General features: G+C 62.5%; 29 protein-coding genes. 5 read left to right on the top strand and 24 right to left on the bottom strand.

Translation table 11 applies throughout. The annotated features are described in order from the left end of the window. Window positions 1-16 precede the first annotated feature (16 nt). The 20 genes from HAP47_RS23085 to HAP47_RS22990 form a co-directional block, all read right to left on the bottom strand. Entirely contained in the window at window positions 17-397 is a 381-nt protein-coding gene (locus tag HAP47_RS23085) for a hypothetical protein (RefSeq protein WP_173642631.1), read from the bottom strand. Beyond that, window positions 390-809 (bottom strand): hypothetical protein, encoded by a 420-nt coding sequence (locus tag HAP47_RS23080; protein ID WP_173642632.1) that lies wholly within the window; start codon window positions 807-809, stop codon window positions 390-392. The genes HAP47_RS23085 and HAP47_RS23080 overlap by 8 nt, the downstream gene beginning before the upstream one ends. Then, window positions 806-1,288, bottom strand: a complete 483-nt coding sequence (locus HAP47_RS23075; RefSeq protein WP_173642633.1) for a zinc-finger-containing protein — start codon at window positions 1,286-1,288, stop codon at window positions 806-808. Before HAP47_RS23075 ends, HAP47_RS23080 begins: the two co-directional genes overlap by 4 nt. Beyond that, the gene (locus HAP47_RS23070; RefSeq protein ID WP_173642634.1) at window positions 1,285-1,884 is read right to left on the bottom strand and encodes a hypothetical protein; all 600 of its coding nucleotides are present in this window, start codon (window positions 1,882-1,884) and stop codon (window positions 1,285-1,287) included. Before HAP47_RS23070 ends, HAP47_RS23075 begins: the two co-directional genes overlap by 4 nt. After that, the gene (locus HAP47_RS23065; protein WP_173642635.1) at window positions 1,881-2,525 is read right to left on the bottom strand and encodes a phosphoribosylanthranilate isomerase; all 645 of its coding nucleotides are present in this window, start codon (window positions 2,523-2,525) and stop codon (window positions 1,881-1,883) included. Before HAP47_RS23065 ends, HAP47_RS23070 begins: the two co-directional genes overlap by 4 nt. After that, the gene (locus tag HAP47_RS23060) at window positions 2,522-3,364 is read right to left on the bottom strand and encodes a radical SAM protein (RefSeq protein ID WP_173642636.1); all 843 of its coding nucleotides are present in this window, start codon (window positions 3,362-3,364) and stop codon (window positions 2,522-2,524) included. The genes HAP47_RS23065 and HAP47_RS23060 overlap by 4 nt, the downstream gene beginning before the upstream one ends. Next, window positions 3,361-3,813: a helix-turn-helix domain-containing protein gene (locus HAP47_RS23055; protein WP_231168997.1), complete on the bottom strand. Its 453-nt coding sequence runs from the start codon at window positions 3,811-3,813 to the stop codon at window positions 3,361-3,363. The genes HAP47_RS23060 and HAP47_RS23055 overlap by 4 nt, the downstream gene beginning before the upstream one ends. Window positions 3,814-3,944: 131 nt before the next feature. Beyond that, a complete protein-coding gene (locus tag HAP47_RS23050) occupies window positions 3,945-4,418 on the bottom strand; it encodes a hypothetical protein (protein WP_173642638.1) in 474 nt (157 codons plus the stop codon). Beyond that, entirely contained in the window at window positions 4,415-5,932 is a 1,518-nt protein-coding gene (locus HAP47_RS23045; protein ID WP_173642639.1) for a hypothetical protein, read from the bottom strand. Before HAP47_RS23045 ends, HAP47_RS23050 begins: the two co-directional genes overlap by 4 nt. A gap of 17 nt (window positions 5,933-5,949) precedes the next feature. Then, window positions 5,950-7,104, bottom strand: a complete 1,155-nt coding sequence (locus HAP47_RS23040) for a PD-(D/E)XK nuclease-like domain-containing protein (RefSeq protein ID WP_173642640.1) — start codon at window positions 7,102-7,104, stop codon at window positions 5,950-5,952. Further along, a complete protein-coding gene (locus HAP47_RS23035; protein WP_173642641.1) occupies window positions 7,059-7,382 on the bottom strand; it encodes a hypothetical protein in 324 nt (107 codons plus the stop codon). Before HAP47_RS23035 ends, HAP47_RS23040 begins: the two co-directional genes overlap by 46 nt. A gap of 87 nt (window positions 7,383-7,469) precedes the next feature. Then, window positions 7,470-7,946: a hypothetical protein gene (locus HAP47_RS23030; RefSeq protein WP_173642642.1), complete on the bottom strand. Its 477-nt coding sequence runs from the start codon at window positions 7,944-7,946 to the stop codon at window positions 7,470-7,472. Between the two features lie 5 nt (window positions 7,947-7,951). Continuing rightward, window positions 7,952-9,304, bottom strand: coding sequence for an ATP-binding protein (locus HAP47_RS23025; RefSeq protein WP_173642643.1), 1,353 nt, complete (start codon window positions 9,302-9,304; stop codon window positions 7,952-7,954). Beyond that, a complete protein-coding gene (locus HAP47_RS23020) occupies window positions 9,301-9,864 on the bottom strand; it encodes a hypothetical protein (RefSeq protein WP_173642644.1) in 564 nt (187 codons plus the stop codon). The genes HAP47_RS23025 and HAP47_RS23020 overlap by 4 nt, the downstream gene beginning before the upstream one ends. A gap of 105 nt (window positions 9,865-9,969) precedes the next feature. Further along, the gene (locus HAP47_RS23015) at window positions 9,970-10,143 is read right to left on the bottom strand and encodes a hypothetical protein (protein ID WP_173642645.1); all 174 of its coding nucleotides are present in this window, start codon (window positions 10,141-10,143) and stop codon (window positions 9,970-9,972) included. Then, window positions 10,140-10,379 carry a hypothetical protein gene (locus HAP47_RS23010; protein ID WP_173642646.1) on the bottom strand — a complete coding sequence of 80 codons (240 nt, stop codon included), beginning with the start codon at window positions 10,377-10,379 and terminating at the stop codon, window positions 10,140-10,142. Before HAP47_RS23010 ends, HAP47_RS23015 begins: the two co-directional genes overlap by 4 nt. Window positions 10,380-10,396: 17 nt before the next feature. Continuing rightward, window positions 10,397-10,621: a hypothetical protein gene (locus HAP47_RS23005; RefSeq protein ID WP_173642647.1), complete on the bottom strand. Its 225-nt coding sequence runs from the start codon at window positions 10,619-10,621 to the stop codon at window positions 10,397-10,399. After that, complete coding sequence (locus tag HAP47_RS23000) at window positions 10,618-10,890, bottom strand: hypothetical protein (RefSeq protein WP_173642648.1); 273 nt, start codon at window positions 10,888-10,890, stop codon at window positions 10,618-10,620. The genes HAP47_RS23005 and HAP47_RS23000 overlap by 4 nt, the downstream gene beginning before the upstream one ends. Further along, a complete protein-coding gene (locus HAP47_RS22995) occupies window positions 10,887-11,204 on the bottom strand; it encodes a hypothetical protein (RefSeq protein WP_173642649.1) in 318 nt (105 codons plus the stop codon). Before HAP47_RS22995 ends, HAP47_RS23000 begins: the two co-directional genes overlap by 4 nt. Further along, window positions 11,201-11,425, bottom strand: coding sequence for a hypothetical protein (locus tag HAP47_RS22990; protein WP_173642650.1), 225 nt, complete (start codon window positions 11,423-11,425; stop codon window positions 11,201-11,203). Before HAP47_RS22990 ends, HAP47_RS22995 begins: the two co-directional genes overlap by 4 nt. Before the next feature lie 418 nt (window positions 11,426-11,843). On the opposite strand from HAP47_RS22990, the gene HAP47_RS22985 reads away from it, so the two are divergent. The 3 genes from HAP47_RS22985 to HAP47_RS22975 all read left to right on the top strand — a co-directional run bounded on the left by HAP47_RS22985 (window position 11,844) and on the right by HAP47_RS22975 (window position 14,140). Next, window positions 11,844-12,647 (top strand): hypothetical protein, encoded by an 804-nt coding sequence (locus HAP47_RS22985; RefSeq protein WP_173642651.1) that lies wholly within the window; start codon window positions 11,844-11,846, stop codon window positions 12,645-12,647. Between the two features lie 91 nt (window positions 12,648-12,738). Next, a complete protein-coding gene (locus HAP47_RS22980) occupies window positions 12,739-13,146 on the top strand; it encodes a hypothetical protein (protein WP_173642652.1) in 408 nt (135 codons plus the stop codon). Window positions 13,147-13,376: 230 nt separating this feature from the next. After that, a protein-coding gene (locus HAP47_RS22975; protein WP_173637509.1) for an IS5 family transposase occupies window positions 13,377-14,140 on the top strand; the annotation gives its coding sequence in 2 pieces (ribosomal slippage) (window positions 13,377-13,712 and window positions 13,715-14,140; 762 coding nt in all). A gap of 792 nt (window positions 14,141-14,932) precedes the next feature. On the opposite strand, the gene HAP47_RS22970 is transcribed toward HAP47_RS22975, so the two are convergent. The 3 genes from HAP47_RS22970 to HAP47_RS22960 form a co-directional block, all read right to left on the bottom strand. Beyond that, window positions 14,933-15,178, bottom strand: a complete 246-nt coding sequence (locus HAP47_RS22970) for a hypothetical protein (protein ID WP_173642653.1) — start codon at window positions 15,176-15,178, stop codon at window positions 14,933-14,935. A gap of 450 nt (window positions 15,179-15,628) precedes the next feature. Beyond that, window positions 15,629-16,144 (bottom strand): hypothetical protein, encoded by a 516-nt coding sequence (locus HAP47_RS22965; protein WP_173642654.1) that lies wholly within the window; start codon window positions 16,142-16,144, stop codon window positions 15,629-15,631. 212 nt (window positions 16,145-16,356) lie between these two features. Further along, window positions 16,357-17,106 (bottom strand): S24 family peptidase, encoded by a 750-nt coding sequence (locus HAP47_RS22960; RefSeq protein ID WP_173642655.1) that lies wholly within the window; start codon window positions 17,104-17,106, stop codon window positions 16,357-16,359. Between the two features lie 117 nt (window positions 17,107-17,223). Here HAP47_RS22960 and HAP47_RS22955 point away from each other — a divergent pair, with 117 nt between their 5' ends. Beyond that, a complete protein-coding gene (locus HAP47_RS22955; protein ID WP_173642656.1) occupies window positions 17,224-17,484 on the top strand; it encodes a hypothetical protein in 261 nt (86 codons plus the stop codon). An 8-nt stretch (window positions 17,485-17,492) separates the two neighbouring features. Here the strand turns inward: HAP47_RS22955 and HAP47_RS22950 are convergent, their stop codons facing one another. Continuing rightward, a complete protein-coding gene (locus HAP47_RS22950; protein WP_173642657.1) occupies window positions 17,493-17,942 on the bottom strand; it encodes a hypothetical protein in 450 nt (149 codons plus the stop codon). Between HAP47_RS22950 and HAP47_RS22945 the strand changes: the two genes are divergently transcribed. Further along, on the top strand, window positions 17,926-18,282 hold the full coding sequence (locus tag HAP47_RS22945) for a hypothetical protein (protein ID WP_143046587.1): 357 nt from the start codon (window positions 17,926-17,928) through the stop codon (window positions 18,280-18,282). The genes HAP47_RS22950 and HAP47_RS22945 overlap by 17 nt on opposite strands. Window positions 18,283-18,285: the final 3 nt, after the last annotated feature.

The following is an 18,285-nucleotide window of genomic DNA, read 5'->3' as shown; positions in this document are numbered from 1 at the left end:
CCTGGGGATCTGCGGGTTAATCGTCGTAGTCGTCGTAATCGCCGTGGCGATCGAGCTCTGCACGGTCGCGTTCTTCGCGCCGCTTCCGGCACGCGCCGCAGACCTCGTAGACAGGTCCAGCCATGCCTTCCTCGTAGTCGCGCATGGGCGCGAGGTCGGTCGCCGACCCCTTGCACCAGTCGCAGGTTCCGGTCCGGGCCTCGGCCGATTGCGCATAGTCGCGCTCTGCCTTCAGGCACTCTTCGCAGAGATCGTTCATCTCGCAGCCGAAGGAGTCGGTCTCGCCTTGCACGCGCGCGACCGCGAGCCGATCAGGATGCTGGTCGCACATCGTGCCTTCGGGCAGGTTGTGGCGAGATCCCGGCAGGGACGAGGTGGGGCCGGTGACGTCAGCCATGCGCAGACTCCCTCTTCAGGGCTTCCGCGATCTCTGGTGAAACCGCCCCGCCGGTTTTTGCGAGGTACGCGGCCATGAGTGCCGCGGTGAGGTTGTCGCCCTCGAATCTTCGATCGCTCCAGTTGGTGTAGTCGCCGCAGGCCTCGACCGCGCTGTCGGGCCCCATGTTGAAATCCGGGTTGTCGCAGAACAGCGTGATGCTATGGCCTTCCTCCGCGCGCAGGGCCTCGACGAGCAGCCACGCCGCCGGTGGTGCCGGCTTCCGCTGCTTCCAAGCGGCGGTGCTGGCCTCGCAGAGGCATTCACTACAGCGGACCGTGTCGATCCGACCGGCGTGAGACGAGAAGTACGGGAACGTGCTCAGCTTCGTGCAATGGCAGAGCGGACACGGTGGCAAGGAATTGTCGTTCATGCCGCTTCGCCCTTCTGCTTGACCTGCGCGAAGTGCCAATCGCGGACTGTTCGATAGGTCAGCCCGGTCAGGATCTCCGTTGCGCGCTTGCACTGTTCCAGCGTGAACATGCCGAAGTGGCAGTCGTTGCGATCAACCCCGAGGTGGTGCGCGAGATAGCGGTAGAGGCGCGACCGGGCGGCCTTCTTGATCCGGTTCTCGGCCTGGTGATCCTCCGGCGCGTATCGGCCGGACGTCACTGCGCCCTTCCAGATCGGATCGAATACGTTGTCGTGCAGGTTCGACCGCGCCGCGCGCGTTTCGGCGTTTGCCGGCGTGCCGAGGCTCTTCGTGGTGCCTGGATGGCAGCCGCAATAGTTCTGACAGCGATCGCACTTGTAGAAGTGCTTCCAGTGCAGGTCGCGGCGGTGAGGATAAATCTCACTGCCGGTCGTCAGGCGGGTGGTGACGCCGCAACAGATTGGAGCGGTTTCGGTCATGCTGCGCGTGCCTCCTGGGCGTCGATGTTGGCCTTGATGACTTTGAAGGTGAGGGCGACGACTTCGGGGTTTGCGTTCCACGATCCGATGCCATGCAGTGACCACCAAAGGGCGGAGAAGGCTGTGATCGCGTCGGTGCCGCGGTTCTCGCCGGCCCAAAAATCACGTTCGCCACGCTTCTGGACTCCCTCGGCGAGGGCATCATCTTCGCTGATGCTCTGCAGAGGCTCGACCTTCGTGGCGGTTACGATAAGCGTGATGCGTGACGCCCAACGCGGCATGTGGATCGACGGAATGCCGGGGACGTTGCTTGGCTCGTACTTTCGGTCTGCGAGGTAGAACACCTTCGCCTGCGGCATGTCTTTGGGCCTCATGCCGGCATAAAGCGAATGCGGCTTCCAGCTCTCGCGCACCCAGAGGCGGTCACCAACCTTCACGTCCTGCCATGGCGAACGGGCAAGATAGGTCAGGCTCTCTCCGAGAGCCGGCTTCCGCGTCTTGCGCTCCATGTACGCGAGCCGGCGCGTCATCGTCTTGAGGTCGTCGAGCATGGCCCTGACCATGCCGCCGCTGAAAATGACCGGAATGTCCTTCATTTGCCGAACACCGCCTCGCAAACCGCGCGGCACTTCGCGATGTCGAACCGGTCGTCGGTGCGAACTCCGCTCTCCATGTCGATCCAGTACCGACCCGGCATCTGCTCGAGCACCGTCATGACGCCGGTGATGTTGTCCGGGGAGATGCCGCCGGCATACCCGACGAGCCGATCGCCGCCGGGATGCATCGGCCAGGCTGTCGGAGCTGCGCCCGTGCCACCGCTGCGGTCGAACAGCCAGTCCACGGAGGTGTCGGTTGGGAAGGTGTCCCCGCGAGTCTGCGCGATCGCGCGCATATTGCCCCAGCCGCTGCGGAACTGAATGATCTTCGCCGGGGCTGGGTCGGCGTGGTTCACCTGGATCCGAGCGAAATACCCGAGATCGACCTGGATGGTTTCGACGATTGACTCGCCCGCCATGATGCGGCGGCTGTAGTCGCCGCAGAGGTGCGCCGACATGCGAAGCTTGCTCCACATGAACCGGGACAGCGCGTCACCGTCGGGATAGCGCGGATCGGTCCCCTGACGCGTCGGGCTGCACAAGATCCCGAATTCGACGGGATATTTCAGCGCCAGCACGTGGATGTCGTGGAGCTCGGTCCAATTGTCGATCCCGGTGAAGGTAATGAACTCGGGCTTCATGCCGTGGCTCCGTGATACTGCGGCACGCGCAGCGGGTTGTCGTAGTCGGGTGGAAGGAAGGCTTGCAGGTCGCGCTTGACGTAGTGGCGCGCCCCGAGCTCGCGGCATGCCTGGGTCACATCGCGGGTGTAGGCAGCCCAATCGATCGTCTTCGAGATGGTGGGGACGTAATTGGCCCGGCCGATCTTGTAGAGATCGACAAACCGATAGGTCTCCCGCACGATCGCGATCGAGGCCGCGGCATCGAGCGTTGGTTCAAGCGAGACCCAAGTGAAGATGCCGGCCTGGTGAAATGTCTCGAGGACGGCGATCCGCTCTCCCGGCAGCGCCGCGTTGCGCTCCCATTTCTGCGAGAAAGCGTCGTCGAGGGTTGTCAGCGTGCAGGCGTAGGCGTCTCGGGCCCGCCGGTATTCGGGCAGGAAAGGCAGTGCGCGCCGGCCGCCTTTGGACAGCGTGCAGAATGCCATGCCACCTTCCTTTAGGGCGTGCATGGACTGCCGCGTCAGTGAGAGGTCACCGCGGTGGAACGGGTCGCTGGAGAACGTGATAAAGATCTGGTCCGCGGGATGCCCGTCGGAGATGCCCGCGGCCTGATAGCGTCGGATGTCGCGCTCAAGACGCTGCATGAACCCGGGCCGCGGCACGGCGCCTTGATCGAAGGTCGGCCGAGGGATGTGCGTTGCCGGCGGAACGTAGCAGTAGGCGCATCCATGCCCGCATCCGCGGTAGGGATTTGTGGCCAGCGGTGCGTATTCGCCAGCATTACCCTTTGGGCGATAGATGACGTCGGCGCCAGGCACGATCGGCTGATCGGTGAAGTGTCCGTCGTCGCCAATCATTGCTCGACCTCGATCGGGCAGGACTGGCCGTCGTACATTTCCGCGAGGACGTCGGTGACCAGCGGCAGAAACTTCCGGTAGGCGTGCAGCACCGTGGTGTGGTCGCGTCCGCCGAACGAGCGGCCGATCTCGTTGTGGCTGGTCGGCGTCAGCATCTTCCCGAGACACATCGCGATCTGTCGGATGCGGGTAACGCCGTGCCGGCGAGAATGGTGGGTGAAGCCGTCCTGGCTGACCTTGAAAGCATGGCCGACGGCCAGCTTCACCACGCCGATCCGACGTTCCGTTCGCGAAAGCCGACCGAGCAGGGCAAAATACCGGGCAATGGATCGGCGGACCGCGACACGCTCGGCCTCGGCACTCAGCCTGGCTACCTCAGCCGGAGCGCGATGGGACTGCGACGGGACGATATCCTCGACCGTCGCGAACGAGGTCGTCGCCGGCAGCATGAGGACGCCAGGCTGGGGCAGGGCCAGCAGATCCCGACGCCACTGCGGAATGACGACTGGCAGCCGGGCGCGGACCGCACGGTAGTGCGCCGTCATGTCGGCTGCGGTGTGGAATTCTAGCGTGGCAGAGTTCATCCAAATTTCCTCGATTGGCGCTTCGGGAACGACGACCGACCCATGAGTTTGCGTTTTGGCTTGCTCGGCTCGGGCCGCGGTTGCCCCGTGATCTTTGCCGTCATGACGTCCTGATGATCGGCGTGGCTGCGCGCGATGTTGCGCGTCCGAGCTCTTTCGCCGGTGTCGGAGCCGCGCGTCGTGATGCGCTTCGTGCCGCCGGGCCCGTTGGTCCGGACGTCGTGCTGCTTGAGCGTGATCGCGTCGATGTGCTCCGGATCGTTCGCCGGCGGGATCGTGTCCCACCTTTCCGTGTCGAACTTCCGCGCCTCCAGCGCCGGCCGGTGATCGAAATGAGTGTTGTCGACTGTGCCGAGACGCTCATTGTTTATCTTGCTCCGGCCGCCCTGGTTGATCAGCACCTGCAGCTTGACCCTGCAAGGCGTCGTCGGGCGCTTCCAGTCCGGCGGCGGGCGATCGAGGATCGTCATCGGGCGATGATCTCCTCGACCTTCTTGTTGCAGGCCGCGACATCGATCGAGCCAGTCAGGCGCTCGGTATGAACCGCAAGAATGGACTTGGCCTTCGGGTGGCTGGCCTCGTCGAACGCCGCGTCCTTGCCGTTCTTCTCGTACCAGGCGAGCGACATCTTCCCGAGTTTGGGCGGGCCGCCGTTCTCGATGGTGGCGAGAGCCTTGTGGTAGGAGCGAAGCTGATCGGGAGCGGACGCGATGCCATTGCCACGGGTCGCGCCCGCTCCGTCTGCCGCCGAGCCCTGGGGGAGACTCGGCTGCGGTTTGCCGTCCTGGGCGGAGGTTGGGCCGGACAGCAAATCAGGTTGGGACGAGCCACTGGCGGTGCGCTCCTGGCTCGTCCCTTCATCGGCGGGGGCTGGCGTCGCCGACGTCTGCGCCGTGGTGGCCGCGCTGGCCGATCCGGCCGCAGGTTGATGTCCTGCCGCATGGCCAGATGGATGCGCTGCCTCCGCCGCGGCGGATTTCGTGGCTGGCTTCTCACCGGCCTGGCTGCCTTCCTGCGCAGCTGCAGATCGATTTTCGGTCTCGGACGCATCAGCCTGACGCGTCTGATCCGCATTCCCGGTCTGGGCTACTTCATTCGCGCCTCCCGTGGTCTGTTGATCGGCGCCGCCGGCGTCCTTCTTCACCAGCGGGTTATAGTCGGGGTCCGCCTGCGGCGGTTTTTCCTTGGCAAACATCTCTTCGACGGTGGCTTCGCCATTCTTGATCGACATGAACATGCCGCGCAGGGTGGCGATGTGCTCGAGCCTGATGTCGGCCTCGCCGTTGACGTCGAGAGCCTCGAAGATCTGATCTGGCGTGACGCCATAGGTAGCGAATGCCTTGATGGCCTTGTCTCTGTTCTGGGAAAGCGTCGCGGTCGTGCCGGCGACGACTTCGCGCGCGGCATGATAGGCAGGCCGATAGACACCGCGCGGGATGCCGGCGAGGATCGCATTACGTTTGGCGATCGAGCAGGCGGCGTTCCCAGTCACGGTAATCATGTCTTCGGAGAACAGGTTGCCTGTTGACGTCGAGATCCTGCGCCGGACCGTCGCGGTCGACGCCATGTTGGTCTCGAGGTCGTGGAACGTGCCGACGGCCTCGACGTACTTGTCCTTTTTGTTGACCGTGACGACGTGAGCTTCGATCCGGCAGTTGCCCCAGCATTGAGCGGCAATCTCCGCAAGCCGAATGCTCGGCCCTTCAATTGCCGCGTTGGCTGTGTCCGCGGAGTCGTTGCCGGCCCGGCTCTGCTGCTTCTTCTTACGAACAAGCGCGTACAGTGATTCGGCAGCAGTCTCTTCGTCGAGCGTGGCCAGGCTCTTTATGTTGCCGATCGCGCGCGAGACGTTCCGCGGATACATCTTCGCGGTAGCGATCTGGCCGTCGATCTCGGCGCGCAGCATTGCCGGCATCGCGCTTTCCACCACGACGGCGGGCAGCGTTTGACGTTCTTGGTCGCGCTCGTCGACAATCATATTCATCGTCAGTCCTCAGTGGTTCAGGTGAAAGCCCAGGACGGGAAATCGGTATCGCCCCAGACCTCGGCCGGGAGCTCCGGCACCCAGTCTTGGTCAAGTCCGAATTTATCGACGTAGAGGCGGTAGTTCTTGATGGCGTCGTCGATATCGACAGCGGCTTGGCGGAAGATCATGCTGCCGAGGTCGAATTCGGCGACGACCGGTTGCGGCGCACCGGATGCTTTGATCAGCACCCAGACCCACTTCAGCGCCTCGACCGAATGGGGATCGCGCTCGGCTACGGCTAGAGCAGCAAACACGGACTCGAGGAATTCAGGCGGGTAAGGGCAATTGTAAACTTTGCCCTCGGCGTAGAGTTTAGCGGCGATCTTCAGCGCGCGGATATACGCCGCGGCCTGAAGGTCGTACCTCATGCGCGAGATCGCCTTCTTCGCCGCCTCCCGTAGCCGCTCCTGCAAGAACGGTCGGAAGGATTTCAAGTCGACGACGGCATGCGAGAGGAGGTGGTCGATACGAGCTTTCAGCCGGACGCCGTTCTCTTCGTAGAAGATAGAGACTTCGGACGCGCCGGCGGTGAAGGTGCCGTCCTCCATGACGGGCGCCAGCTTCGGCTCCCGCTGCATCCACTGCACGGCACGCTCGATGTGCTCGATAGCTTCCCGCGGAATGATGGTCTTGCCGGCGTGCTCGGTTTCGAACCGCGCCATGATCTCGTCCCAGATCGGGATGGTTTGATCAAACTCGCGGATGGCGGTGGCGACCAAAGCCTTGGTGTTGCCGACCTTGGTCAGGCCGAGCTTCTTGGCGTGCTCGCGCAGGTGATCCATTGTCACGAGCGCATTGGAATAGTCGGCCAGGGATGGAGCGATCGGGAAGCGCTCGCACAGGAACTGCTTTCCCTCGAGCGCGCGGCAGTGGATCGCGCGGCCCCATTTCAGCTGGAACGTCTCTTTCTGCTCGGCGCCGTGCAGGCGGCTGTGCTGGTACTCAATCGGATCGATGACGAGCTCTTTCAGCTTCGTGGATCCGAGGGATTCGTCCGCGTGGTACTGATCCTCCGGCACACCGAAGTGAATGCCTGGCTCGAAGCGGGTCACGTTGTCGCCGATCGGCGCCGTAACGAGAGCGCTCATGACCGCCCCCCGACGACCTTCGCCGACCTGGCTGCCATCCATTCCTTGACGTCGGTCCGAGCTCCGTCGCGGATCCACGCCTCAACTTCGGAGACTGACATCGTGATCTCTGCGCCGGAATGCTTCTTGGCGATATGCACCAGGACGACAAGCGCGAAGATCGTGGCCAGCATCTCAACGATAAACGAGCCGCCGAGGTATAGACGCGAGACCGCAATTGATCCGATCAGAAGCACCCAAAAGAGGATCTGACAGAGTAGGTTGAGGACGCGATTTGACGGCCTCGTCTCGACGTGAATTTCGACCTTGGTGAGGGGCACGCTGGAATCTCGCAATCAGGAATGGCCTTGAAAGGGGCCGCGCGAGATGAAACCCGCGCGGCAAGTTGGGGAGGAACCGTCCGCCGGTCAGGCCGACGAGCCGCCGCCCGGCGGCGTCGCGTCGGGGGCGGTCACAGCCGGCGTATCGATGACCGGCGGCGTGACGTCGGGCGGCGTGTCGACGACGGGCGTCGAAGCCGGCGGGGTCGGAACGGTCGTCGCGGCCGGAATCGACGCGGTGAGCGCCGCGGCGGACACCGCCATCTGCGATGTGATGTTGCCGATGTTCGCGATCGACTGGGTGATGCGCGCGACGTCGACGGTCGGCTTCGAGGCGGCGTCGCGGATGAACGCGAGTTCGGCTTGGACTGCCGTATTCAAACTCACGTAACCGCTCGCAAGTGCGGACACGGATTTGTCGAGATCGTCTTCGATGGCCATGATCTGGTCCTCTTTGGTCAAAATTCGCTCCTGCATGTGCTTCAGTTGCAGCGCCCAGGGCGGAGCAGAATCCCAGGGCGAAGAGCGGGATGGGCGGAAGAAACGGAGAAGGCTATCGAACATGGCGATCACTCCGCGGCTTGCTGGGTCGCGCCGCGAACGTGACCATCCTCGATCACCACTGCGGTCGGCCGGTTTGAATTGACGGTCTCGGCGATGACGAGCAGATCCTGCTCGTCGGCGAGCCGAGCGAGAGCCGCCCAGGACTCGTCATCCAGCAGCGCGGCATGCTTGGTCGTCAGGAAGCGGAGCCGCGGCTGCAGCTTCATCGCGATCGCGACGGCGAGACTGAGCTTCTGTGCCTGGCTGGCCTGTGCGAGCGGGTGGCCATCCAGCAGGATGACGCCGTCGCCGAACGTCAAGCCTGGCACCGGCATCTCGGCGCGCGCAACCGCCTGCTGCTTCTCAGTCTCGCGGGCGGCGATCGCCTTGCTCAGTGCATCGGACTTCGCCTCGAGGTCCGCGGCCTCGCTGGCCAAGCGTTCCTTCTCGGTTCGAGCGCGGGCTGCCGCTGCCACCTTGGCGTTGATGTCGCGCGCTGCCGTGATCTGAGTCTGCAGATCGTTCGTGTCGACGGACGGCGGCTCATCACCGGCCTCGCTGATCTCGAGGCGCAGTTCGCTTGCCACGGTTTCGGCCAGGTCGGCCTGCTCGGTCAGCTTTGCGATCTCGGATCGGAGTTCGCTGATCCGACGCCGGGCGGCATCCGCCATGGTGTCGTGCTGTTCCGCCTGCGCCCTGCGCCCGGCTAGAGCCGCACGGAAACGCTGCACGGCGCCGTTCTTGTCGGCGGCCTGGGCGAGTTCCTGCACCAATGCGGCTTCGTCCACCGTCGCGGTTGGCGCGGTCTCGTCGATGACGATGGCATCAGCGCGCGTCCGCAGCGCCTTTGCGTCGCGGTTGACGCGCGTCCGCTCGTCGAAGTCTGTATCGTTGGCCTTCGCGATGGCCTCGAAATCGACGCCGGCAACGAAGGTCTTGAGAAGGTCAAACTGCTCTTTCGGCTTCTTGTTGATGAAGTCGAGGGGATCGCAGCTGAGGGCGCCGATCAACGTGTTCAGGATTTGCTGCGGCTTATCTGACCGGAAGCCGTCCTCGTTTTCTATCGTGAGGCTGGTCGACCAGTCGCCGTCATCTTTCTTCTTGATCCGGCGGGTGATGCGATACTTCAGGCCAGTGGCATCGCCGATATCGACGATGACCGTGCCCATCTTGGCATCGTCGTGCACGGGATCCGCTGGGATCATCTTCTCACCGCCGAGCGCGGCCCAAAGTGCGTCGATGACGCTGCTCTTTCCTTGGCGGTTGCGTCCGGTGAGTTCGAGGATGTTCCCGTCTGGCTTGATGCGAACCGCGCGGACACGCAGCATGTTCTCGACATCGAGCGAAAGGATCTTGAGTGGTGTTGCCTGAGCGGTCATGCGAAACCTACGGTGGGAAGCGGGGTTCTGAGGAATTCAGGCTTGCCGGGCGGAAGGCCGGTGCCGTCGTCATCTTGGTCAGCCTGTTTCGGCTCCCGGCGGACGTCGTCGAGGTTGCGTGACCGTGCCAGCGGGCCGTTCGGCGCTGCGACCACAGTGGGCCGCGGCGCCGTGGTGCCGTCGGTGCGCACCGGTACCGCGCCAATCGGCGCCCCCGCGGGCGCGTGGCGCGCGACATCGACGGCAGACTCGGCCAGCGACTTCATGCTGTCGCCGACATTGTGAGCTGTCTCGAACAGGCGCTGGGTGTGGGCCTCGAGGAAGGCATTGCGCTGGAGTAACTGTCGAACTTCGGACCGGCTCGCGGTGAGCTCAGCTAGAAGGTTCGATGCGCGATCATCCGCCTGGTCGAGCTCGCGCTTCAGCATCTGGATCTGATCGCGCGCCGTGTTCAATTCATCGACATCGGCCTGCCATGCATGGCCGATGGTCTCCATGTTGGCGCCGAGCCGGGTCAGCACCGATGGATCAAGCTCGACCCGCCGTTCCTGCTCAGCCATGGCCAACCCCCATCGCTGACGCCGCCGTGACGATGCAGCCGAAGATCATCGCCGCGATCGCGAGGAACGCCGCAACCTCACGCGCGATTGTTCGCACAGCACTCATCACGAGGTCGGCTCCTTGTTCGGACGATCAGCGACAAAGGCGGCGCCGACGGGAGCGCCAAGCACCAGGCCGACGAGCAGCCCGATGCCGAAGCCCTCAACCGTGTTGCCGCCGGCGAGCAGGGCAATTACGAAGGCCAGCAGAATTAGAATGACCGCGCGCTCCAGCGTCATGCCGCCACCGCGCTCAGGTCGATGGGGCCGTCGCGACGCGCGAGTGCGATCGCTGTGGCCAGCCGCGGTTTGACCTGGGAATACGGACGGCCTTCGGCCGGCTTCCACAGAATCTGGAAAGCGCGAGCTTCAACTTCGTCCACGGTCCCCTCGAACGTCATGCCGTAGGCGCGAAGGATCACAGCAAAGGCGCCCGTGAGATCGAGGTCGAAGGTGTCCGGCGTGCACCGGGTCATTCCTGGATGTGCCATGGCTATCCCCAATCCTGATTTTCGGCGGCGAGGGCGGTGTCGAGGCGGTCATCGGCGGCCACGTCCTCGGGGGTCTCGTGCCGGAATCCAAATTCTTCGGGGTTCGCCATCAGCCGCTTGACGAAGTTGTCGTACGCGGCTCGCTCCTCCGGCGTCGCCGCGGCGCGTTCCGCCGCCGGCGCGAAGATCAGGCGGGTCCAAGTCGGTGGGAGGGATGCCGTGATCATGACTCCCCTCGTTCAACTCGATCGAGGCGGTCCAGCAGGGCTTCGAGGAGCTCGAAGAGGTCATAGGACGGAGCGCATGCTCCGCCATGCAGCGGAACCGACACCGCGCCGCTCACAATGACGGTCGGCCTGCCAGGTTGCTCTCGTGCCTCGATCGGCTTGACGCCGAGACGCTCGGCAATCTTGGCGACACCGTGCCAAGGATTGACGGTCTCCGTTTCGAACGCCGCCGGCGTAATGCGCACGATGTATGCTGGGTTCTCCGTCATGACGGCAGGACCTCCGGCTTTGCTTCAGCGGCAGGCACCGGGAATTGCAGGATCTTCGCGCACACCTTCGGCGTGGCCGCAGCGTGACGAGCGGCCATCCGCGCGGCCGCACCGACCTGGAGCGCGCCAAGTCCCTTGTGCGTGTCGATGGCGAGCCCGGCGATCGCCAGGCGCAATTCGTCAGCCGTAGCGCCACCGCGCGCAGCAAGCGCTCTCAGCCGCTCAATGGTCTGAATGTGCGCCCGCTCGAGATACCCGGCCCGGAAGGCAAGATCGTCGATGATGGCGGCCGGATCGTGCGAAAGGTCGGTCATGCGGACCTCTCCTGGACCGCCTTCGCGATCCTGAACGCATTCGCGGCGTCCTCGGCGCGGCCAGCCGCCTGCAGTGAAGACCCGGCATTGAAAAGGGCGAGCAACAGGTCGCCGCGGTCGCGGACCGCATCCCAATAGGGGCGAGTGAAAAAGGTCGCGCTGACGACAAAGCCGACCCCGGTGAAGGCAATGGCAGTGCCTACGTAGGCGAGCTCCGTCATGGCCGGCGCTCCTTGCCGCAGACGTCGCAAGCCAGATGAGCCTCAGTGCAGGCGGGGCAGGGCGGCGCGATGTGACAGGCGCAGTCGCCTTCGCGGACCAGCACGACGGTACCGTCGCAGCCGCTAACAGGGCAGCGCTGTCCCTCCTGGAGGGCAACCGGATCGCCGTTTGGTGTCGTGATCTGCAAGACAAGTCTCCCGTGGCATCTGGAAGATAATTCCAGAGAAAGAGACGTGTCAATAAAAAACTGGAAATAAATTCCAGATAAGATTATGACGGCTGGGACAAGGGGCGGCCGCACGGGCCCACCGCATCGCCGCCGCAATGCCCAGATCGGAGATCTTTGGGGTGAGTTCCCGAGGCTATATCAAGCTCTTTCGGTCACTTTACGCGCACGAGTTTTTCAGACCGTCCGCGATGTCGGAGCGGGAAGTCTTCATCTGGATGATCAAGGAAGCGGCGTGGAAGCCGCGGCAGCGCCGGTTCGGACAGTTCTTCGTCGACCTCGATCGCGGCGAGCTCGCCGGATCGCTGCGTTTTCTCGCGGAAAACTGGCTATGGAGCGTAGGAGCGGTGAGGGGCTATCTGGGCCGACTTGAGAGAGAGGGCATGATTAACACACGCTCCGACAAGGGGGTCACCGTCATAACCGTTTGCAACTACGATCATTATCAGGGCGACGACCAAGCGGATGACACAGTAGACGACAACGTCTCAGCACAGCGTCAGCAAGGTCCCAGCACAGCGTCAGCACACGGCCAGCACAAAACAGAAGAAATAAAAAACTCAAGAAAGGAAGAAGGGGAAGAACATCTTGCGCCCGTTGCCGGGCGCGAGATGGTCAGCCCCCAAGGCTTCTTTGGCGATGAGCCTCCGACCGAGGAGCAGTTGCCAAAGCGAAAATCTCGGCAGACAGCCTCGCGACGGACCAAACTGAATCCAGACTGGGCCCTTTTGGAAGCGGGATGGAAGTATGCCCGCGACCGCGGATGGAGCGACGACCACATCCGGTTCCAGGCAGAGAAGTTCAAGAACTTCCATACCGGCAGGGGCAACCTGATGGCCGACTGGGATGCCGCATGGCGGACGTGGGTGGGCAACGATTATGACCGTCGGTCACATCGAGGAGGCGCGCGGTCCGCGCCGAGCCGCGTCGAAACCGCGATCGAGGGCATGATGAGCGGTCTTACCGAGGAGGATTTCCATGCGCGATCTCGTTGAGAAGCCCCGCGGTTCGCCGCCGGCGCCACCATCATTTTCGCGGCTCGAGCCGGCGCTGCGCGCAATTGCCGCAGCCCGCGAAGCCGCTGCGTTGGCGGAGGAGCCGAGCGCAGGGCTTCTGGAACAGCTTGACCAAGCAATCGAGGAGCATCGACAGAACCGGGCTGCGTTCGATCAGGCGTTTGCACCGATACCCAAGGCAGGAGCAGTTGCCTATCTCGGCCTACTGCTGCAAGCATTTCCAAACGGGGGCGTCCAGCACGCCAGCGCATTCGGCCAATTCATGCGCGATGACGTCATGTCGCTGGATCCGTCGTTCGGCGCTGTTGAGATGGCGTGCCGCAGGTGGCGACAGAAGTCCAGATTTCTCCCGGCTATCGCCGAGATGATGGTGGAGGTGAGGGCGGCCCGCGACGAACTCGCAGGGGTCGCCCAGTTCGTTGACCGCCTTCCGGCAATCCGCAACGCGATCGCGGCGAAGCTAGACCGCGTATCATAGACTGGGACGCCCGCTCTCAGGGGCAAACCAGACATGCGACCTAACGTCAGGGATATCGCCTTGTGACCCGATCCGGGCTTGGCGGCCGTTCGTGAAGCGTTCACGAGTTCTAGGTCCGTTCTCGCCTCCTCGCTTCCGTTAATCTAGATCGAGAGATCTAGGTGGTGTGGACTCTAAGGATTCCCTTTTAGGCGCAAATCAGATTCAAGACTGCTTTTGGGGAGGCAGTCTTGGGTGTGATGGACCGTTTGGTATTGAGCGACGCGGCTTGGGAGCGGATGGCGCCGCTGATCATAGGTCGCCCCGACCAGAAGGGCTCCACTGGGCGCGACAATCGGATGTTCGTGGAAGGTGTACTTTGGATTGTTCGCACGGGCTCTCCCTGGCGTGATCTCCCGGAGGCGTTCGGGGATTGGAACAGCGTGTTCCGGCGCTTCAGTCGATGGAGCATCAAGGGCGTCTGGTGGCGGATCTTCGAGGCGATGTCCGATGATCCGGACTTCGAATATCTGATCGTCGATTCCACCATCGTCCGGGCGCATCAGCACGCCGCCGGCGCCAAAAAAGGGGGTCTGAAGATCAGGCGATCGGCCGCTCGCGCGGGGGGCTGAGCACCAAGATACATATGGCCGTTCGTGGCTTGGGATGTCCCGTACGGTTCGCGCTGACCGCAGGCCAGCAGGGCGATGCACCGCAAGCTGCCGCATTGATCGAGGGACTACCTGCCGAGGTCGTCATGGCCGATACGGCCTATGACGCCGATCATTTGCGCCAAGCCATCGCCGCCAAGGGCGCGCTCGCCGTCATCCCCAACAACCCGTCACGCGCACTCAAATACCCGCTGGACAAGCACCTCTATGCCCAGCGTCACCTCGTCGAATGCTGCTTCTCAAAGCTCAAGCAGTTCCGCCGCGTCGCAACCCGCTTCGAAAAGACCGCCCGAAATTATCGCGCCGTCGTCACTCTCGCAGCCATCGTCCTTTGGATGCGGTAAGTGTCCACACGACCTAGTCCGACGAGAACAAACAACGAATTTTGGCCTAGTTTGAGTGCAATTGTCCTAAGTCCAACCCGAAAAGATCCCGATCTGCTAAGGACGCGTTAATTTACTTTTGGCGTGTGATCCTTTTTGACCAGCTCCGGAACTTCGGAAGTTCCCATACTACGTCATCGCCGGCCCACCTCTGGCAACCACCCGGCGACTGAGAGTTCTAACGCTCCCGCCTGATAAAGGCGCGCACATGTTCCCCTAGCTCTCCCGCGTCGCGACAAGGTCTCGTCTGAGAATGCCGACCCGTTTGTTCAGCGCGTGGCGCAACGCATTGCCCTCACATGCCGTCATCCTGCCAGCAGACCGCTCGGACATACAGTCCATCATGACCCGTTGAATCTCGACTAGTGTCATACCTTCGATCTGGGCAATGCGCCTCTTAACTGCGGCGCGCAATTGAGTAGTAGTTTTCATCGACAGATTCCTGATGCTCCACGGGAGCCCAGCCCGAAAGGCTAACGGCGGCTGACGTTACTGCATCAACATTGGATCGGGCTCCTACCTACTTTAGGGGGCAGCCAGGCAGAATCGTGCCGCCGGGCAGGACGACAACCGACGCGACGGCTCACGCTATTCAAGGGGCAATCCGTTGTGTGGTGAGCCTTGGTGAGGTCGTCCGGCAACGTCGTCGCCAAGGCTCTCACGTAGCTTCCGTCAATCGGCGCGGAAGCGGAAGGCGTCGTAAGCGTGGAGTGGGCCGCCTCAGTCGACGGCCTTGGCCTTGCCGCAAGGCGCCTAGGTAAGCTTACGCCGTTCGCTCTCAGCCCTATTTGCCGCCTTGAGCTGGCCTGCGATGTAGTGGGAGATATCGCCGATCTCAGCCTGCAAGTCCGCTTCCGGGATACCTTGTTCCTTAGCAGCATCGATGAGGCGGCGGGTCAGTTCGGTGACATCCTGCGACGCGCCGACAGTCCGATACTGTTCGATAGCGTGAACGCTATTCTCGATCCAGAAATCGACAAACTCGCGCGCCTTGCTCATCGTGCATCCTCTCCGCAAATCCCAAGACCAGTTAGCGCCGGTGAGCAAACGCAGCAAGGGCCACTCGAAGCTTCGGACGAGCCGACGTTCGGCAGTCAGCCGGAGACGCGCCTTTGGCGAAATTGATCACTTCGCACAGTCTGCGGCGGGCGAGGCTCGATCATTTAGTCCGTTGCAGGAGGTGCTCGGGAGTGTTGGGTGCGCGAGCATGCGGGCGTTCCACGCTTGACAGGCGAGCTCATCGGCATCACGGCGCGCCTCGACCGCTCGCTCGATCAGATGCCTGACCGTGGCGCCGAACATGTACTCGCGAGATTTGGAGCCCATCTGGCTATAGAGCGCGTAAGCGAGAGCAGGAGCAAATTATCAATACGTGGGCTAACGTGTCCAGCTAGGCCCCTCGGAGTGGGGTCCAAGTTCAACGACTGACGGCAATCGAATTTCCCCGGATCAGCCCCGGAGTGCCTTTTCAATGTCGGAATCGCGGGTGTTATTGACCTCGGTCGCATACCGCCGGAAGGCATCGCCGACGGCCTGGCGCAGTTGTCGATCGACGGTCTCGACATAGGTCGAATCCGTCGACTGGCCGGTGGCGCGAAACGTTCGCTGGATATCGCCGAGCTCTTCCTGTTCCGCGATCAGCTTGTCGACGGTTCGCTTCCCGCCGAACTCGGTCTGGTACTTGACAAACGCCGATTTGCTCGCCTGCCTCACCGCCTGGTTTAGCGATGTGCGATCGGTGCATTCCGCGAAGTAATTCAGCAGCGATCGCAGTTCGGGTTCGCTCATGCGAGCAATCTCGGTGCGAGCGGCGCGGATCGACTCTTCGGACGGCTGCGCGGCTTCAACCCGCGCGGCGGCGCCAAGACTGATCAGGATAATCGCGGCGAGGGTGTATCTCGAGGTTGAACCCGCGGCCGCCCTGGCGACGGCACCGCGAGCAGAACAGGCGCTGCCCAAGCTCATCGATTGTGGTCTCTGATGGAATCCGGAAGTGCTGGAGATCTTCGCACGCCCAGACGACGGCGTGACCGCAGTCTGAACACAGGATTTGAAGGAAAGGCTCGGAAGTGACGGATTTTGCAGTGTTTTGACGCCGTATCGCTCTCGCTCGTGACGATGTATGTCGGCAACATTGAATCTTTCCGAGCACGAGTCGAATCCACAAGATGTGGTGGTTAGTTGAACTCGACGCCTACAATGCGATGAATGCTTTCAACCAGGTCCGCGGCAAAACGCATCTGCCTGGCAGGGTTCAACTGCTCAAGGACCAGTTCCTTCTTCGAGAACGACACGAACTTCTTCGCATAGCCATCGAATTCGCCCTCAACTTCCGTACGGATCTGCACGACAACGAAATGTCCGCGCCGATACGGCAGCTTTGGATTGACGTACAGCTTGTAGCCATCCTCGATGGCAGGCGACATTGAATCTCCGCTCTGCTCCACGCAGTAAGCCTCGGCGACAGCCTCGAGGCTCGGCGGGCGGAGAATCTCCCCAACCTTTTCCCCGTTCAAAACGAACTTCCCTTCGCGCCCCCCAGCGGCTCGCCCATAGATTGGTAGAGGAGACCGTGGGTATTTTATTTCTGATTGTTCGCTCGTAACGTTTGCGGGCACAGGGTTTTCGTCAAGACCTCCTAAGGTCGCTGAAACTTTATGGTTACCGCTAGTTGCGTCGCCATCGCGCAGCCACTGCACCGTCACGCCGAGAGCGTTGGCCAATTGCGACATCGTCTGACCGCGGGGCTGTTCCACCGGCTTCTGCTTGGTTGAGATCTTCTCGTAGCTGTAGATGCGCTCACGCATCACGGCGATCGCATCGGCGTCATCGCCGACGATCAATCGAGCGAGCTGCGGAACCGAGTAGCCCTTCGCTCGGCGAGCCGATTTTAGCCTGTGGTTCCAGAGCATGGGGGTGGCGTTCAAGCTAACTCTCTCAGCCGAAGGGATTCTTTCCCCGCCAGCATAGGAACTGGAATTATTTTCGGAATGGAATTCGGATGCCTTGCGCCCGGAATTAAATTCCAGTAAATTCCAGAAGCCATGACAGATGCTTCCGCAGACACTCCGGCCGCCGATCGTCCCAAGACGGTTCCCGAAATCATCAAGTACGCCGGCGGCGCCGCGGAGATCGCGAAGGCCTCCGATGGGGCCGTCACGATCGAGGCCGTCTACAAATGGCCCAAGATCGGCATTCCGGATCGACATTGGGGCGTGATCCGCGGGCTTTGCAACGTCACCGCTGAGGAACTCTACGCCGCCAACGTCGCCGCGCGGACGCCCGCCGACGCCGCCAGTCGGTGAGGGCGCCATCATGACACCCCGCCGATCACAGTCTTCAGCGTCGCGGCCTTTCTCGACAACCTCGTTGCCTGGTCGATCAGTTCGGGTGTCCGGATCGCCCAGTGAGTTTCGGTCCTTCCCGAAGCGTGCAGCAACAATCGCTCCGATAGGCGGTCGAGCATGACCGCGGCACAGCTCCGGTGCACGAGCCCGGCATCGATCAGCATCTGCAGCATCGCATCGAAGCATTCTTCTGCAATCAGCATTCGTGTTCCGGCCAGGGCGGCGCGCGCCCAGTCGTCATCTTTGTCAGGCGTCGGCAGCGCGGCCACGCTCAAATTTTGTTTGTGAAAGAAGGGAGCATTCATCATGGGAACAGCATCGCTTGCCGCTTCGATCAATGCAAACACCCACGCTGCACGTTCGGACAGTTCGAAATGCACAAACGTGCGGTCGATGAAAATGACCGCCGAAATCATTCGTATTTCGCAGAACGGCGCCAATCGCGGCAGTATGCGGAAGCTGCTCGCCGAGCTCGCGCACTGCTCGCTACGGACCATCGACAACTGGATCTCGAAGGATCGCTCGATCCAGTTCGAGCAGTTCTTCAATTTGCTGGACCGGACTGAGAGCGCTGAGGGCACCGCATACTTCGAAGCGATGTGGGAGCAGGTGCCGCAGCGTGTCCGCGATCGATTTTTCGAAGCCGAGGCGCTGCGCCGCACTCTCGCGGATCGCCAGCGCCAGCGTGAGATCGAGGATCGTGACGCCCAGGCGCGTTTGCGCCAACTCAACATGGACCTCAACGCCTCGAAGTGACGG

Source organism: Bradyrhizobium sp. 41S5 (assembly GCF_011516665.3).
In the GTDB taxonomy this organism is placed as follows: Bacteria; Pseudomonadota; Alphaproteobacteria; order Rhizobiales; family Xanthobacteraceae; genus Bradyrhizobium; species Bradyrhizobium quebecense.
This window is presented reverse-complemented; position numbering and strand designations above follow the sequence as displayed.